General features: G+C 73.1%; 11 protein-coding genes. 4 read left to right on the forward strand and 7 right to left on the reverse strand.

Going from position 1 to position 16,491, the window contains the following annotated elements; translation table 11 throughout:
* Positions 1 to 226 precede the first annotated feature (226 nt).
* A complete protein-coding gene (locus ACFYT9_RS13300) occupies positions 227 to 1,051 on the reverse strand; it encodes a PaaX family transcriptional regulator C-terminal domain-containing protein (protein ID WP_389163105.1) in 825 nt (274 codons plus the stop codon).
* Positions 1,052 to 1,055: 4 nt separating this feature from the next.
* The gene (locus tag ACFYT9_RS13305) at positions 1,056 to 2,834 is read right to left on the reverse strand and encodes an AMP-binding protein (RefSeq protein WP_389163107.1); all 1,779 of its coding nucleotides are present in this window, start codon (positions 2,832 to 2,834) and stop codon (positions 1,056 to 1,058) included.
* Between the two features lie 496 nt (positions 2,835 to 3,330).
* Between ACFYT9_RS13305 and ACFYT9_RS13310 the strand changes: the two genes are divergently transcribed.
* Positions 3,331 to 4,890 carry an MFS transporter gene (locus ACFYT9_RS13310; RefSeq protein ID WP_387270018.1) on the forward strand — a complete coding sequence of 520 codons (1,560 nt, stop codon included), beginning with the start codon at positions 3,331 to 3,333 and terminating at the stop codon, positions 4,888 to 4,890.
* Positions 4,891 to 4,900: 10 nt separating this feature from the next.
* On the opposite strand, the gene xdhC is transcribed toward ACFYT9_RS13310, so the two are convergent.
* The 4 genes from xdhC to ACFYT9_RS13330 form a co-directional block, all read right to left on the reverse strand.
* A complete protein-coding gene (gene xdhC, locus ACFYT9_RS13315) occupies positions 4,901 to 5,710 on the reverse strand; it encodes a xanthine dehydrogenase accessory protein XdhC (RefSeq protein ID WP_387270053.1) in 810 nt (269 codons plus the stop codon).
* 1 nt (position 5,711) lies between these two features.
* Positions 5,712 to 8,102 (reverse strand): xanthine dehydrogenase molybdopterin binding subunit, encoded by a 2,391-nt coding sequence (gene xdhB / locus ACFYT9_RS13320; RefSeq protein ID WP_389163110.1) that lies wholly within the window; start codon positions 8,100 to 8,102, stop codon positions 5,712 to 5,714.
* A complete protein-coding gene (locus tag ACFYT9_RS13325; protein ID WP_389163112.1) occupies positions 8,099 to 9,559 on the reverse strand; it encodes a xanthine dehydrogenase small subunit in 1,461 nt (486 codons plus the stop codon). Before ACFYT9_RS13325 ends, xdhB begins: the two co-directional genes overlap by 4 nt.
* 548 nt (positions 9,560 to 10,107) lie before the next feature.
* Positions 10,108 to 11,499 (reverse strand): class II 3-deoxy-7-phosphoheptulonate synthase, encoded by a 1,392-nt coding sequence (locus tag ACFYT9_RS13330; RefSeq protein ID WP_387270021.1) that lies wholly within the window; start codon positions 11,497 to 11,499, stop codon positions 10,108 to 10,110.
* Between the two features lie 230 nt (positions 11,500 to 11,729).
* Here ACFYT9_RS13330 and ACFYT9_RS13335 point away from each other — a divergent pair, with 230 nt between their 5' ends.
* Both ACFYT9_RS13335 and ACFYT9_RS13340 read left to right on the forward strand, forming a co-directional pair.
* On the forward strand, positions 11,730 to 13,283 hold the full coding sequence (locus tag ACFYT9_RS13335) for an anthranilate synthase component I family protein (protein WP_389163115.1): 1,554 nt from the start codon (positions 11,730 to 11,732) through the stop codon (positions 13,281 to 13,283).
* Positions 13,280 to 13,876: an anthranilate synthase component II gene (locus ACFYT9_RS13340; RefSeq protein ID WP_389163118.1), complete on the forward strand. Its 597-nt coding sequence runs from the start codon at positions 13,280 to 13,282 to the stop codon at positions 13,874 to 13,876. The genes ACFYT9_RS13335 and ACFYT9_RS13340 overlap by 4 nt, the downstream gene beginning before the upstream one ends.
* On the opposite strand, the gene ACFYT9_RS13345 is transcribed toward ACFYT9_RS13340, so the two are convergent.
* Positions 13,860 to 15,257 (reverse strand): PLP-dependent aminotransferase family protein, encoded by a 1,398-nt coding sequence (locus tag ACFYT9_RS13345; RefSeq protein ID WP_389163121.1) that lies wholly within the window; start codon positions 15,255 to 15,257, stop codon positions 13,860 to 13,862. The two genes, ACFYT9_RS13340 and ACFYT9_RS13345, sit on opposite strands and share 17 nt — an antisense overlap.
* A 168-nt stretch (positions 15,258 to 15,425) precedes the next feature.
* Here ACFYT9_RS13345 and trpD point away from each other — a divergent pair, with 168 nt between their 5' ends.
* Positions 15,426 to 16,484: an anthranilate phosphoribosyltransferase gene (gene trpD, locus ACFYT9_RS13350; RefSeq protein ID WP_389163124.1), complete on the forward strand. Its 1,059-nt coding sequence runs from the start codon at positions 15,426 to 15,428 to the stop codon at positions 16,482 to 16,484.
* Positions 16,485 to 16,491: the final 7 nt, after the last annotated feature.

Here is a 16,491-nt window from a genome sequence, read left to right on the forward strand (position 1 = left end):
GGCTCCCTTGGCCGGGATGGCGGACGGGCGAGGAGGGAACGGAGGCGAGGGGGAACGGAGCGGGCCGACCCGAGACGTCCTGGTTTCCACCATAGAGGGGGGTCGATTCCCGGCCACAGAGGCCCCCCTCCTGACCCGGCGGGACCCAGGTCACCGCCGGGGCGGGACCTTCGGGGGCGGGTGGCCGTGCGCCGTACGCCGTGCGCCGTCGCGAACGACGTACGGCCTACAGGTCCTTCTCCACCGCCCGGACGTGCTCCGCGCCCCGCTCCCACAGCAGCGCGTGCAGCTCCGCGAAGACCTCGGCCGACCGCCGCCCGGGCCACCCGTCGGGCAGCAGCTCGGCCGGGAGCACGGGGTCCGCGTACGGCAGCCGGCGCCAGGCGTCCAGGGTGAGGAGGTAGTCCCGGTAGGCGTCCTCCGCCGGGCGGCCCGGCGCCGCCCGCCAGGCCGCGAGCACCGGCTCGTGACCGGCCAGGAACTCCTCGTGCAGCCGGGCGATCGCCGGCAGGTCCCACCAGCGGGCCACCGCCTCCGCCGTCGCGGTGTACCCCAGGTGCTCGCCCCGGAAGAAGTCCACGTACGCGGAGAGCTCCAGGCGCTCCAGGGCGTTGCGGGTCTCCTCGTACAGCCGGGCCGGAGCGATCCACACGCCCGGCGCCGCCGTCCCGAAACCGAGCCGGCCGAGCCGGGAGCGCAGCAGGTGCCGCTTGTGCCGCTCCTGCTCAGGGACCGAGAAGACGGCGAGGACCCAGCCGTCCGCCAGGGACGGCTCCGTACGGGCGTAGATCCGCCGGTCGCCGTCCTCCAGGAGCCGCCGGGCGTCGTCGGAGAGCGCGTACCCGGCCGAGCCGTCGGGCGTCCGGCGGGCCAGCAGCAGTCCGCGCCGCTTCAGCCGGGACACCGAGGAGCGCACCGACGGCGCGTCCACGCCGACCGCCGCGAGCAGCCGGATCAGCGCGGCGACCGGCATCGGCGTCTCCTCGGACGGTCGGCCGTAGGCGCCGTAGAGCGAGACGATCAGGGAACGGGGGGTGTGCTGCTCGGCCACGTGATCACTTTAGGCCGTGGCGCGCCACCCCGGCGGATCCGGCCCCGTCCGGCTGCGGTCCGGAACCGGGGCCGACGCCGGAGCCGGGGGTAGGGCCGGAGCCGGGGTTGAGGTCGGAGCCGGGGTTGGGGTCGGAGCCGGAACCGGAGCCCGGGCCGGGGCCGGCGTCGCGCAGGCGGTGGCGCTGGAGCTTGCCGGTGGCGGTACGGGGGAGGGCGTCGACGAAGACGACCGCGCGGGGGGACTTGTACGGGGCGAGCCGGGCGCGGACGAAGGCGCGCAGCGCGGCGGAGGTGGCGGCGTCGCGCGGCACCCCCTTCCGCACCACCGCGTAGGCGACGACGGCCTCGCCCCGCACCGGGTCCGGGCGGCCGACGACCGCCGTCTCGACGACGTCCGGATGGGCGAGCAGGACCTCCTCCACCTGGGGGCCGGCGATGGTGTGCCCGGCCGAGATGATCATGTCGTCGGCGCGGGAGACGTAGCGGAACCGGCCGCCGGGCTCGCGGACGTACCGGTCACCGGTGAGGTTCCAGCCGTGCCGGACGTACTCCGTCTGGCGGCCGTCGGCCAGGTAGCGGCAGCCGACCGGCCCGCGGACGGCGAGCAGCCCCTCCCGCCCGTCCGGCACCGGTCGCCCGTCCGGGCCCAGGACGGCGGCCTGCCAGCCGGGCACCGGCCGGCCGGTGGTGCCGGGGCGGCTGTCGGAGTCGGCGGCCGCGACGAAGATGTGCAGCAGCTCGGTGGCGCCGATGCCGTTGATGAGCCGGAGGCCGGTCCGGGCGTACCAGGCGGTCCACACCGCTTCGGGGAGGTTCTCGCCGGCGGAGACGCAGCGCCGCAGCGAGGAGAGGTCGGCGCCGGACCCCGCGTCGAGCAGGCGGAGCATCAGCCGGTAGACGGTGGGGCCGCTGAAGAGCACCGAGACCCGGTGCCGGCCGATCGCCGCGAGCAGCTGCTGGGGCCCGGCCTGGTCGAGGAGGACGGCGCTGGCCCCGGCGCGCAGCGGGAAGAACAGCAGCCCGCCGAGGCCGAAGGTGAAGGCGAGCTGCGGGGAGCCGGCGAAGACGTCGTCCGGGCGGGGCCGCAGGACGTGCGCGGAGAAGGTGTCGGCGACGGCCAGGACGTCCCGGTGGAAGTGGACGCACCCCTTGGGGCGGCCGGTGGTGCCGGAGGTGAAGGCGATCAGGGCCACGTCGTCGGCGGCGGTGTCGGCCGCCCGGTAGGGGCGGGCGGTCCGGCGGGCGGCGCGGGCGAGGAGGTCGTCGGGCTCTTCGCCGCCGTACGGGACGATGGTCAGGCCCGGTATGCCCGCGGCCCGCAGCTCGTCGAGGGCTTCCGCCGCGCAGAGCGCCAGGGAACAGGCGGCCGTCCCGGCGGCGAAGGCGAGTTCGGCGGCCCGCTGCTGGGGCGGGACGGACACGGCGATCCCCCCGGCCTTCACGACCGCGAGCCAGCAGGCGGCGAGCCAGGGGGTGGTCGGCCCGCGCAGCAGCACCCGGTTGCCGGGCCGCAGGCCGAGGTCGCCGGTGAGCACGTGGGCGATCCGGTCCACGTGCGCGCGCAGCTCGCCGTAGCTCCAGACGCCGCCGTCCCCGTCGTGGAAGGCCGGCCGTCCGGCGCCGAACCGCTCCGTCGTGGTGTCGAGGAGTTCGGCGGCGCAGTTGAGCCGTTCGGGGTACGAGAGGCCGGGCAGCCCGAAGACCAGCCGGGGCCACTGGGCGGCGGGCGGCAGCCGCTCCCGGGCGAAGGCGTCGGTGTGTCCGGAGGGGGTCAGCTCCATGGTCCCTGCCCTCCGCCCGCGGCCCTGGGGCCGCCTCCGAGACGTATCGATGGGATGACGGACGTCACCGACCCGAGACGGGGCGGGGTCGTGGCACCGCCAGGTCCGGGCCGGGGACGGCGACCGGGACGCCCGAGGGCGTCGAAGAGAGCCCACATGCCCGCATTCTCACCCGAACCGGACGGAAGCACCCTGCGAACGGTGGCGGGGCGTCGCCGGGCCATGGGAGCACGGGGTGCGGCGTCGGGCTTTCGGGGGTACGGTGCCGGGCTTCACGCGTACGGTGCCGGGCTTCAGGAACGCGGAACTTCGCGCCCCGCGCGGTGAGCCGTACGCGCCGAACTGGGCCCCGCCCGGCGCCCGATGACGTCCGAGGGCGACGGGAGCGGCCGGCGCTTGATCGACTGGTCGCCGACGAGGGCCGGGCTTAGGGTCGAAAGGTGGACCGACCGGCCCACGGCTCCTGCGGTGAGGGCGCTTGCGCCATGAACGAATCATGAGTAGCACACCGAAGCCGAAGACTCCGGCGGTGGACCCGACTTCCGGCGGCTCGGGCGACGGCAAGGGCATCGCGCTCTTCGTCATCGCCTCCTGCCAGCTGATGGTCGTCCTCGACATCACCATCGTCAACATCGCGCTTCCGGACATCCAGCGCTCCCTGGACTTCTCGACCACGAGCCTGGCCTGGGTGGTCAACGCCTACACGCTGACCTTCGGCGGCCTCCTGCTGCTGGGCGGCCGCGCCGGCGACATCCTCGGCAGGCGGAGGGTCTTCATCTTCGGCGTCCTGCTCTTCGGACTCGCCTCCCTGCTCTGCGGTCTGGCCCAGAGCGAGTGGCAACTCCTCGCGGCCCGGGCCCTCCAGGGCGTCGGCGGCGCCATCTCCTCGCCGACCTCCCTGGCCCTCATCACCTCCAACTTCGACGAAGGCCCCGAGCGCAACCGCGCCTTCGGGGTGTTCGCGGGAGTCTCGGCCGGCGGCGGCGCCATCGGACTCGTCGCCGGCGGCATGCTGGTGGAGTGGCTCGACTGGCGCTGGATCTTCTTCGTCAACGTGCCGATCGCCCTGGTCATCGCACTACTGACGCCACGTCATGTCAAGGAGTCCGAGCGTCATCCCGGCCACTTCGACCTCACGGGCGCGCTCACGGCCACGCTCGGCATGGTCGCCCTCGTGTACGGCTTCATCCGTGCCGCCCAGGAGGGCTGGCGCGATGTGCTCACGATCGGCTCGTTCGTCGCGGCGGTGGTGCTCCTCACGGCGTTCATCCTCGTCGAGCGCCGCTCGCAACAGCCCATCACGCCCCTGCACATGTTCGCCGACCGCAATCGCTCGGGCACCTACGCGATCATGCTCTGTCTCGCGGCGGCCATCTTCGGGATGTTCTTCTTCCTGACCCTCTTCGTCCAACAGGTGCTGGACTTCAGCCCGTTGCGGACCGGCCTCGCCTTCCTGCCGGTCAGCGCGATCATCGCGGTGGGCGCGGGCCTGACCTCCAACCTGCTGCCCCGCTACGGTCCGAAGCCCTTCATGGTGACGGGTTCGCTCCTCGCCGCGGCGGGACTGGCCTGGCTGACCCTCACCGACGTGCACTCGACCTACAGCGGCAGCATCCTCGGTCCGATCCTGGTCTTCGGCCTCGGCATGGGTCTGATGTTCGTCTCGCTGACGATCATGGCGCTGTCCAACGTCGAACAGCGCGAGGCCGGCGCCGCGTCCGGCATCCTCAACGCGACCCAGCAGGTCGGCGGTTCGCTGGGCCTCTCGATCCTGGTCACCGTCTTCGGCACGTACAGCCGGAACGAGGCCGATGTGCAGGTGCCCGCCTTCCTCTCCCAGGCGGGCCCCCTGGAGAAGGCCGAGTTCGCCCGCACCGGCGAACTCCCGCCGCCCTACGCCGACCAGGTCCTCACCTCCGGCGTCTCGGCGGGCTTCGTCACGGCGGCGATCTTCGCCGTGGTCGCCGCCCTGATCGCCCTCTTCGTCATCGAGACCCGCGCCTCCGACCTCGAACGCCTCAAGGGCGGCGGGGTGATGCCGGGTGGCGGCGGATAGCGACGACGCCTCAGTCACCCTCCCGCTCGAAGGCACGGAGCAGGTCCGCCGCGATGCTCACCGCGATCGTGGCGGGCTCCTTGCCGGTGATCTCGCGGATGCCGACCGGGGTCTTGATCCGGTCGATGGCGGTGTCCTCATGCCCGCCCTCGGTGGTCAGACGGTGCCGGAAGCGGGACCACTTGGCGGCCGAGCCGATCAGCCCGATCGAACCCAGACCGTCGGTGCGCAGCGCGGCGTCGCACAGGGCGGCGTCCTCCGCGTGGTCGTGAGTCATGATCAGGACGTGTGTCCCGGACGGGAGTTCCGCGAGCACCTGCTCGGGAAGGAGCGGCGTGTGGTGCACGTGGATCTGCGCCACCGCGTCCGCGAGGACTCCGAGCCGTTCGTCGGTGAGCATGTCGGGGCGGCTGTCCACCAGATGCAGATCGAGATCGTGGCGGGCCAGGATGCGGGCCAGTTCGAGACCGACGTGCCCGACACCGAAGACGGCGACCGCCTGGACCACCGGAAGCGGTTCGAGCAGGACCGAGACGGCGCCGCCGCAGCACTGGACTCCGTGCGGACCGGTGACCTTGTCGTTCAGGGCGAACTCGATGAGTTCCGGCTCCGCCCCCGGCATGCCGTTCAGCTCGCGCGAGCGGTCGATCGCCACGGCCTCGATGTTTCCGCCGCCGATCGAGCCCCAGGTCTCGGTCCGACCCACGACGAGCTTCGCGCCGGCCCGCCGGGGCGCGTGGCCGCGCACGGTCGCGACGGTCACCAGCACGCCGGGTTCCCGGCGTGCCCGCAACCGCGCGACCGCGGAGACCCAGGTCATGTCAGGCATGGCTCAGAGCGCCGGTGCCGAGAGGGCTCCCGTCTCCGTCGCGCCGCGCTCCGCCCCCGCGGGCGGCCTCGATCGCCCAGTACACGGCCTCCGGGGTGGCGGGGGAGGCGAGTTCCACGCTGACGCCGTCCGGCCCGAACGCCGCGGCGGCCTGGCGCAGGGCCTCCCGCACCGAGAACGCGAGCATCAGCGGGGGCTCGCCCACCGCCTTGGAGCCGTAGACCGCGCCCTCCTCGGTGGCCCGCTCCATCAGCCGGACGTGGAACTCCTCGGGCATCTCCGAGAAGCTCGGCAGCTTGTACGTGCTCGCCGCCTGCGTCAGCAGCCGGCCCCGGTGCGGTCCCTCGCCGGTGTCCCACCGCAGGTCCTCCAGCGTGAGCCACCCCGCGCCCTGCACGAAGCCGCCCTCGACCTGGCCGATGTCGATCAGCGGGGAGAGGCTGTCGCCGACGTCGTGCACGATGTCGACCCGCCGGATGCGGTACGCGCCGGTGAAGCCGTCCACCTCCACCTCGGTCGCGGCGACTCCGTAGGAGAAGTACTTGAACGGGGAGCCCCGGAAGGTCTTCGCGTCCCAGTGCAGGCCCTCGGTCCGGTAGAAGCCGGCCGCCGACAGCTGGACCCGCTGGAAGTACGCGGTGCGCACCAGCTCGTCCCAGGCCAGCTCCTCCTCGCCGCCCAGGACGCGGGCGACGCCGTCCACGATCCGTACGTCCGAGGCACTCGCCCCCAGCCGGGTTCCGGCGACCTGGAGCAGCCGCTCGCGCAACTGCTCGCAGGCGTTCTTCACCGCTCCGCCGTTGAGGTCCGCGCCGGCGCTCGCGGCGGTGGCGGAGGTGTTGGGGACCTTGTCGGTACGGGTCGGGGCCAGCCGCACCTTGTGCAGCGGGATGCCCAGGGTGGTCGCGGCCACCTGGAGCATCTTGGTGTGCAGGCCCTGGCCCATCTCGGTGCCGCCGTGGTTGATCAGGACCGAGCCGTCCTTGTAGATCAGCACCAGCGCGCCGCCCTGGTTGAAGGCGGTGAGGTTGAACGAGATACCGAACTTGATCCCGGTGACCGCGAGCGCCCGCTTGGTGTGCGGGTGGGCGGTGTTGAAGGCCGCGATCGCGTGCTGCCGCTCGGCGACACCGGCGTCGTCCTTGACCTGCCGCCAGAGGGCGGAGATGCGTTCGGCCTGGGTGACGGGCTGGCCGTACGGGGTGGTCTGGCCCTGGCCCGGCCGGTAGAAGTTCCGCTCCCGCAGTTCCATCGGGTCCAGGCCGAGCAGGGGCGCGCACCGGCCGAGGATGTCCTCGATGACCAGCATGCCCTGGGGGCCGCCGAAGCCGCGGAAGGCGGTGTTGGAGACCTTGTGGGTGCGGGCGACCCGGCCGGCGACGCGCGCGTGGGGGATCCAGTAGGTGTTGTCGATGTGGCAGAGCGCCCGGGCGACCACCGGTTCGGACAGGTCCAGGCTCCAGCCGCCGTCGGCGGTCAGGGTCGCGTCCAGGGCCTGGATGCGGCCCTGGGCGTCGAAGCCGATCTTCCACTCGGCGTGGAAGCCGTGGCGCTTGCCCGACATGGTCAGGTCCTGGGTCCGGTTGAGCCGGACCCGGACCGGGCGGCCGGTCAGCCGGGCGCCGAGCGCGGCGACGGCCGCGAAGCCGTGCGGCTGCATCTCCTTGCCGCCGAAGCCGCCGCCCATGCGCAGGCACTGCACGGTGACCTCGTGGCTGTGCAGGCCGAGCACGTGCGCGACGATCTCCTGCGTCTCCGAGGGGTGCTGGGTGCTGCTCTGGACGAACAGCTGGCCGTTCTCGTCGACGAGCGCCAGGGCGGCGTGCGTCTCCAGGTAGAAGTGCTCCTGGTCGGAGAAGGTGAACGTGCCGGTGAACACATGGGCGGAGTCGGCGAATCCGGCGTCGATGTCACCGGTCGTCATCACGGGGCGGGCGCCGTGGAAGCTCTCGGCCGCGATGGCGTCCCGCAGCGAGATCAGCGAGGGCAGCTCGTCGAGCTCCACCTCGACGGCCGCCGCGCCGAGCCGGGCCGCCTCCAGGGTCTCGCCCAGCACCCAGGCGACCGCGTGGCCGTGGAACATGACCTCGTCGGGGAAGAGCGGTTCGTCGTGCTTCATGCCGGCGTCGTTGACTCCGGGCACGTCCGCCCCGGTCAGCACGCGGACCACCCCGGGCACGGCGAGCGCGTGCTCGGTGCGCAGCGCGGTGATCCGGCCGTGTGCCGTCATGGCCTGCACCGGATAGGCGTGCAGGACGTCCTTGGTGCGGTGGACCAGGTCGTCGGTGTACAGCGCGGCCCCGGTGACGTGCAGGCCGGCGCTCTCGTGCGGCATCGGGACGCCGACGACGGGCTTGCTGGGGCGTTCGGACAGATGACTCATGACGACACCGCCTCGGTGGTCTGTGCGTACAGCTTCAGCAGGCTCCGGCCGAGCATCGCGGCACGGTACGCGGCGCTGGCACGATGGTCGTCCATCGGCGTCCCCTGGGCCGAGAGCACCTCGGCCGCCGCCTCGACGGTCCGTGCCGTCCACGGCCGTCCCTCCAGGGCCGCCTCGGCGGCCAGGGCGCGGATCGGGGTCGCGGCGACCCCTCCGAGACCGATGCGCGCCGTCCGGACGACGCCGTCCTGGACGTCGAGGGCGAAGGCGACGGCCACGCTGGAGATGTCGTCGAAGCGCCGCTTGGCGATCTTGTGGAAGGCGGTGACCGGCGCCAGGGGCAGCGGGACGCGCACCGCACGGATCAGCTCACCGGGGCGGCGCACGCTCTGCCGGTACCCGGTGAAGTAGTCGGCCAGCGGGACCATGCGCTCGCCGTCGGCGCCGGCGAGCACCACCGACGCCTCCAGGGCCAGCAGCACCGGCGGGCTGTCGCCGATGGGGGAGCCCGTGCCCAGATTGCCGCCCAGGGTGGCGCTGTTGCGGATGAGCCGGGAGGCGAACTGCGGGAACAGTCCGGCCAGCAGCGGGACCCGGCCGTCGAGGCGCCGCTCGATCTCGGTGAGGGTCAGCCCCGCCCCGATCTCGATGTGGTCCGGCTCGACGCGCAGCTCCCGCAGTTCCGGCAGGCGGTCGACCGCGACGACGCAGCTCGCCCGGCGGGACCGGATGTTCACCTCGACGCCCCAGTCGGTGCCGCCGGCCACCACCACCGCGTCGGGCCGCTCGCGCAGCGCGCGCAGTGCCCCGTCGAGCGTGTCCGGCCGCAGGAAGGTGCTGCCGTCGCGGGTGTACGCGGTGGCCGCCGGCGCGGGCGGCGCCTGCTCACGGCGCTGCGCCAGCCGGTCGCCCTCCTCGGGCGCGCCGACCGCGAACGCGGCGTCGCGGATGGGGCGGTAGCCAGTGCAGCGGCACAGGTTCCCGCTGAGGGCGTGCAGATCGAAGCCGTTGGGCCCGTGCTCGGGGTCCCCGGCCGACGGGTGCCCGGTCGCGCAGCGCTCGGGCCGGTAGTACTCGGCCGCCATGCTGCAGACGAACCCCGGTGTGCAGTAGCCGCACTGGGAGCCGCCGCGCACGGCCATCTCCTCCTGTACGGGGTGCAGCACGGGCGGCGCGCCGCCCTCGCCCCCGGTGGCGAGCCCTTCGGAGGTGACGACCTCCTGCCCGTCGAGCGCCAGGGCCGGCACCAGGCAGGCGTTGACCGCCACCCAGTCCGTGGGCCTGCTCACCCCCGGGCGGGCCACGAGCACCGAACACGCCCCGCACTCGCCCTCGGCACAGCCTTCCTTGGTCCCGGTGAGCCCGCGCTCACGCAGGAAGTCCAGCACCGTGGTGTGGGGCGAAGCCGGTTCGATCGGCGTCTCTTTCCCGTTGACCGTGATGCGTGGCGTCACCATGTTGTTCCCTCGTCTCGGAGCACGGTGGTTGTGATCGTCCCAGTCGCCATGTGCAGGAGCTTTCTCTTTCGGCGGCGCAGCTCAGGAAACCGGCAGTAGGCGGGCGCGCGAGGGGCGCCGGCGGCCGGTGAAGAAGAAAACGAGAAGACCCGGTGCCGGGATCCGGCACACGGGAAAAGGGGACGGCCGCGTCAGCAGCCGTGCGCTACACGACCCGGAGTCCAGGCGGTCTCGTGAGCGAGGCGGGGCGTCGCGGAGAGGGTGGACATCATCCGGACTTCGCCTCCTTTCAGAACTCTCACCGACCAGTGCGCGCTCGAAGCTACGTCGCCGCAGGTCCCACGGTCAAGAGCCGTCGAGGACGGCAAGGGACGGCGGCGCCCTTCCGCCCTGGCGTGTCGCGCGGGGCGGAAGGGCGCGGAGTCGGCTCCGGAGGGTCGGATGCCCCGGGAGGACCCGGTGGGCGCGACGCGGGGACGGCGCGGGCCCCCTCCTGGCCCTAGGTGTATTGACCCGCAGCGTTGTTGACGCGGCTGATGGGCGGGTGGTCAGGCCGGTGCGATGACCGGATCCGGCGCGGCTGCCACGCGCCGATCGCGGTACCACTCGGCGATCACGAAGGCCAGGTCGAGGGCTTGCGAGGGGTTGAGGCGGGGATCGCAGGCGGACTCGTACCGGTGGGAGAGCATCCCTGGGGCGATGGTGTGGCTGCCGCCCAGGCATTCGGTCACGTCCTCGCCGGTCAGCTCCAGGTGGACGCCGCCGGGATGGGTGCCCAGGGAGTGGTGGACCTCGAAGAAGCCCTTCAGCTCGTCGGCGATGGTGTCGAGCCGCCGGGTCTTGCGCCCGTCCTCGCCGATGAAGGTGTTGCCGTGCATGGGATCGCTCACCCAGCAGACCGGGGCTCCCTCGGACGCCACCTTCTCCACCAGGAGCGGCAGCGTGTCGCGGATCCGCTCGGCGCCCATACGGACCACGAAGGTCAACCGCCCCGGCTCCCGGTCCGGGTCGAGCAGTTCCACGTACCGGAGCACTTCGTCCGGCGTGGTGCCCGGACCCAGCTTCACCGCGACCGGGTTGGCGATCCGGGTGAGGAACTCCACGTGCGGACCGTCGGGGCGGCGGGTGCGCTCGCCGATCCAGAGCAGGTGCCCGCTGGTGGCGTAGGTGCGGCCGCTCTCCGGGTCAGTACGGATGAGGGCGCGCTCGTAGTCGAGCAGCAGGCCCTCGTGACTGACGTGGAAGTCGGCGCCGGCGAGTGCCCGGGTGTCGCCGCCGCAGGCGCGCAGGAAGTTCAGGGCCCGGGTGATCTCGTCGGCCACCCGCTCGTAGCGGCGGCCCCCGGGGGTGGCGGCGACGAACGAGCGGTTCCAGTCGTGGACCTGCGCGAGATCGGCGAAGCCACCCTTGGCCAGGGCTCGCACCAGGTTGAGGGTGGCCGCCGACGTCTCGTACATCCGCCCCAGCCGTGCCGGGTCGGGGGTGCGCTCCCGGGCGGTGAAGCCGGGGGCGTTGACCGCGTCGCCGCGGTAGGAGGGCAGCTCGACGTCTCCGCGCCGCTCGACGGGGAGGGATCGGGGCTTGGCGTACTGGCCCGCCATCCGGCCCACCTTGACCACCGGCAGGGCGGACGCGTGGGACAGGACCACCGCCATCCGCAGCAGGGTGCGCAGCTTGCCCTCGACGGACTCCTGGGTGACGCCCGCGAAGGTCTCGGCGCAGTCGCCGCCCTGGAGAAGCAGCGCCTCGCCCCGGGCGACGGTGCCGAGCCGTTCGCGCAAGCGGTCGCACTCCGCGGGGAAGACCAGCGGCGGCTCTCCGGCCAGCCGCTCGGTCACCTCGCGGAGCCGTGCCGCATCGGGCCAGTCGGGCTGCTGGTCGTCAGCTCCGGCGCGGGCCCGACGCTCCGGGTGCTCCGTGCCGGCTCCGTGCCGTTCCATGCTGTCCACATTTTCCTCCCCTGAACCGTGGCGATATCAGCCCAGTTCCTTCGAGGTTTTCCCGTCAAGGCTGAATCGAATTGGTCCGGTTCGCCGCCCCGCTCTTGGTCCGGATGCTCCCCGCCGGGCTCGATCCGTTGTTTTCTGGCACGGACCGGCGGTTCTCCGGAATCTTTCCCGGGGAACCGCGGAAAAGCGTGAACGGCGAGAAGAGCGAGGAAGATCTGACGATGACGAGCAGCGCACCGGTCCGTGTCCGTGTCACGGCGTCGGACGTACCACCGCACGATCCGCTCGACCTGTACGAGGAACTGCGCGGCATCCACCCGGCCGAGGAGCTCTTCCTCTTCGAGAACGCCTCCGGCACCGGCCGCGACCCCGACCGGGCCGTCGTCGGCTGCGGGCGGCTCCTCGACATCCGGGTCTCGGGCGGCACCGGTCCCTCCGTCCGGATCCGGGTGGAGGGCGAACCACTGCTCGTCGAAGCGCTGTCGGCGAAGGCCGGCGAACTGGGCCTTCGGCGCGACGCCGCCACGGCCCCCGCCGGACGCGGATCGCTCGCGGAGTTCACCGCCGGCGAACCCGGCGCCCTGTGGGCCTTCCTGGAAGCCGCCCGGAGCGGACTGTGTCACGTCGACACCGAACTACCGCCGCACCAGTACACGTTCGGCTTCCTCACCACACTCGCCTACGAGTCCACCTGGTACATGGAGGAGCTGGGGGAACGCACCAAGCCCGCCCGCGGCCCCGACCTCACCCTCACCCTCTTCCGCGAGACCGTCTGGTACGACCGGGCCGCCGGGACGGTGACCCGGCTGCGCGGTGAGAGCACCGCCTTCTCGCCGCCCCGGCCCGCGGGCTCTCCGGACGCCCCGGAACTGGAGGAGGCGGCCCGGCGGGCCGCGTCGCGGAAGCCGGTGACGGAGGCCCCGGACGTGCCGCCGCCGCTCTCGGTGCGGGACTCCGTGGAGCGGGACACCTTCCTGCGGTGGGCGGATCGCTGCCTGGAGCACATCCGGGTCGGCGACATCTACCAGATCCAGGTCGGGCACCGCATGGACGTGCGCACCGAAGCCGCGCCGTCGGACGTGTACCGGCGGCTGCGCGCCCGCAACCCCTCGCCGTACATGTATCTGGTGCCCCGTGCGGAGAGGCTGCTCATCGGTGCGAGTCCGGAGCTCTTCTTCCGGCTGGAGGACGACCGGATCACCATGCGTCCCATCGCCGGCACCGCCCCCCGGAGCGCCGACGAGGCCGAGAACGAGCGGCGCGTGAAGGAGATGCGGGAGTCCACCAAGGAACAGGCGGAGCACATCATGCTGGTCGACCTGTGCCGCAACGACATCGGGCGGGTCTCGCGGGCCGGCACGCTTCCCGTGGACAGCCTCATGGAGGTGGAATCCTATTCGCACGTCTTCCACCTGGTGTCCACGGTCTCCGGCCGGGCGGCCGAGGGCGTCACCCCCTGGGAGGTGGTGCGCGCGACCTTCCCCGCGGGCACGATGACCGGCGCGCCGAAGATCCGTGCCATGCAGATCGCCGACACCCTCGAACACGAACCGCGCGGCGCGTACGCGGGTGCCGTCGGACTCCTCGACGTGCGGGGGTGGAGCGAACTCGCCCTGTGCATCCGGACGGTGGAGTACGACGGGGTCGGCACGTACTCCACCCAGAGCTCGGCCGGGTTCGTGGCCCAGTCCGAGCCGGCCGCCGAGTGGCGGGAGACGCTGGCGAAGATGGGGGCCGCCCACTGGGCGCTCACCGGTGAGGAGCTGCTGCCGTGAAGGTGCTGTTGATCGACGCGTACGACAGTTTCGTCCACATCATCGACAGCTACCTCCGCGCCCTCGGCGCCGAGACGACGGTGGTCCGCTCGGGGACCCGGTCCGCGGACGAACTGGCGGCCCTGGGAGCGGACGCGGTGGTCCTGGGACCCGGGCCGGGCCACCCGGCCGACTCCGGCCACGTCGAGCTCGTCCACCGCTTCGCGGGCGCCGTGCCGCTGCTCGGGGTCTGTCTGGGACACCAGGCGATCGCCCTGGCCTACGGGGGCCGGATCGAGGTGGCGGAGCAGGTGATGCACGGCCGCACCAGCATCGTGCGGCACGACGGCGCCGGCCTCTTCGAAGGGCTGGGCAACACGCTGGAGGCGACGCGCTACCACTCCCTGATCGTGACCGACCCCCTGCCGGAGCCGCTGACGACCACCGCCGTCAGCGTCGACCACGGCTATGTGATGGCCCTCGCGCACCGCGAACTCCCCGTCTTCGGAGTGCAGTTCCATCCCGAGAGCATCATGACGACGGGCGGCCCACGGCTTCTGGAGAACTTCCTTGCGTCGGCGGCCCCCACCCGCGCCCTCACCGCCCGTTCGTGACCTCGCCGATCAGGCGGACGGCCTCGGTGACGCCCGAGAGGGGCAGGTGGGCGTGCCCCACCACCAGTGCCGGAGCCGTCGGCCGGGGCGCCGCGGAGAAGGCCGCGCCGCCCCGGAGCAGAACCCCGCGCCGCCGCGCCCCGGCCACCAGCGCGGCCTCGTCCGTGCGCGGCGGCAGGCGCACCCAGGTGTGCAGGCCGGCGGCGGGACCCGTGACGGCCGCGCCCGGCAGCCGGGCCCCCACGGCCTCCCGCAGCGCCTCGGCGCGGTCGGCGCAGCGTCGCGCCAGCCGGCGGACGTGCCGGTCGTAGAGACCACTGCGCAGCAGTTCGGCGAAGGCTCGCTGAGTGAGGGCGTCACCGCCCAGGTCGTGGCGCGCGCGGACCTTCAGCAGGTCGTGCAGCAGCTCCTCGGGGGCGGTGAGCCAGCCGAGCCGGAGCCCGGGGTCGAGAAGCTTGCCCGCCGTGCCCGCGTGGATGACGCGGTCGGGGGCGAGACGCTGGAGCGCGAGCGGGCGGGGTGTCCGCTCGTCGTACCAGAGCCCGCCGTCGTAGTCGTCCTCGATGATCCAGCCGTCGACCGCGCGGGCCCAGCGGACCAGGGCCTCGCGGCGCGCGGCGGAGAGCACGACGCCGGTCGGGAACTGGTGGTTCGGGGTGAGGAGGACGGCCCGGGCACCGGTCGCGCCGAGCGCGTCGACGTCGATGCCCTCCTCGTCCACCGGGACCGGTACCGGCCGGAGGGCGCCGCTGTTCCGGACGAACCGCCGCTGACCGGGATGGGAGGGGTCCTCCACGGCCAGCTGGGTGACCCCCCGGGCCGGCAGGGCGACACACAGCAGTGCCAGCGCCTGGGCGAAGCCGGAGACCACCAGGACCGTGTCCGGAGTGGCGCGCACCCCCCGCAACCGGCCCAGGTGACGGGCGAGTTCGAAGCGCAGCTCCGGCTCTCCGGCAAGCGGCGGATAGGCGGGCGCGGGCGAGCGGGGCGAGGTCAAGGCCCGCTCGTAGGCGGTGAGCCACTCCCGGTGCGGCACCCCGGGGGCGTTGTGGCCGCCCGGGCGCAGGTCCCACCGCACCCGCCCGGTCGGGGCCTCGTCGAGCAGTACGGGGACGACGGTGTCCCGGCAGACGTGACCGGTCACCCGGGTCCCGGCGCCGCGCGCGGCCTCCAGATAGCCCTCGGCGGCGAGTTGGGCGTACGCCTCGACGACGACGCTCCGCGAGACGCCGAGGTCGGCGGCGAGCAGGCGGGAGGCGGGGAGACGGGTGCCGGGATGGAGACCGCCCTGCCGGATCTCCTCCCTGATGAATTCCTGTATCTGGGCCGTCAGTGATTCGCCGGAATCACGGGAGATGTCGATGGAGAGATGCAGTCCCATACTTTCCCAGACCTTTCTACAGGTGCTCTCCCACGGACGTGGAGCACGACTTCCGTTCTCTTCGCGGATTGGACCGCAAGGGTGCCCGGGAATTGGTCTGTCGGCTCCGGATCGCACCCCCGCAAACTGGTCGACGGAACTCATCCGGCGCCCGGGAGGGGAATTCACGTGACCGTACGGCCGACGAACCGAACATGGCCCGCGCTATTGGAGACGCTTCTGGAGGGCGTCGGACTGACGGCCGACGACACCGACTGGGCGATGGAGCGGATCATGGCGGGCGAGGTGGGGCCGGCCGCGCTGTCCGGTCTGCTCGTCGCGCTGCGGGCCAAGGGCGAGAGCGTCGACGAGGTCGAGGGGTTCACCCGGGCCATGCTCCGCGGCGCCCTCCCGCTCGTCGTGGACGGCCCCACCCTGGACATCGTCGGGACCGGTGGGGACGGCTCGCACAGCGTCAACATCTCCACCATGGCCGCACTCGTCGCCGCCGGCGCGGGTGCCAAGGTGGTCAAGCACGGCAACCGCTCGGCGTCGTCCCGGTGCGGCTCCGCCGACGTCCTGGAGGAACTGGGCGTGACGCTCGACCTGCCGCCCGGGACGGTGGCGGAGATCGCCGAGGAGGCGGGTATCACCTTCTGCTTCGCGCCCGTCTTCCACCCGGCGCTGCGGCACGCCGCCGCACCGCGCAAGGAACTGGGCGTGCGCACGGTCCTCAACCTGCTGGGACCGCTGTGCAATCCGGCCGCGCCTGCCGCACAGGCGGTCGGCGTGGCGGCGGCGGAGGCCCTGCCGCTGGTCGCCGGAGTGCTGGCGAGGCGCGGCACCTCGGCGCTGGTGTTCCGCGGCGACGACGGCATGGACGAACTGACGGTGACCACCACCTCCCGGGTGTGGACGGTCCACGAGGGCCGGACGAGGGAGGAGGTCCTCGACCCGCGCGACCTCGGGCTGCGCCGGTACGGACCCGAGGAACTGCGCGGCAGCGACCCGGCGGAGAACGCCCGGGCCGCCCGCCGGCTCCTCGACGGAGCCGAGGGGGCCGTACGGGACGCCGTGCTGTTGTCCGCCGCGGCCGGCCTCGCCGCGGCGAGCCCTTCCCCGGCCCCCCTCCTCGACCGGCTCGCGGACGGCCTGCGGCGCGCGGCCGAGTCGATCGACTCCGGTGCGGCGGCAGGCGTCCTGGAACGCTGGAGCGCCCTGACCGCCAAGCGCGCGGAGCGAGCCTGACCGGACC

Origin of the sequence: Streptomyces sp. NPDC004435 (genome assembly GCF_042873895.1) — a bacterium.
GTDB lineage: Bacteria > Actinomycetota > Actinomycetes > Streptomycetales > Streptomycetaceae > Streptomyces.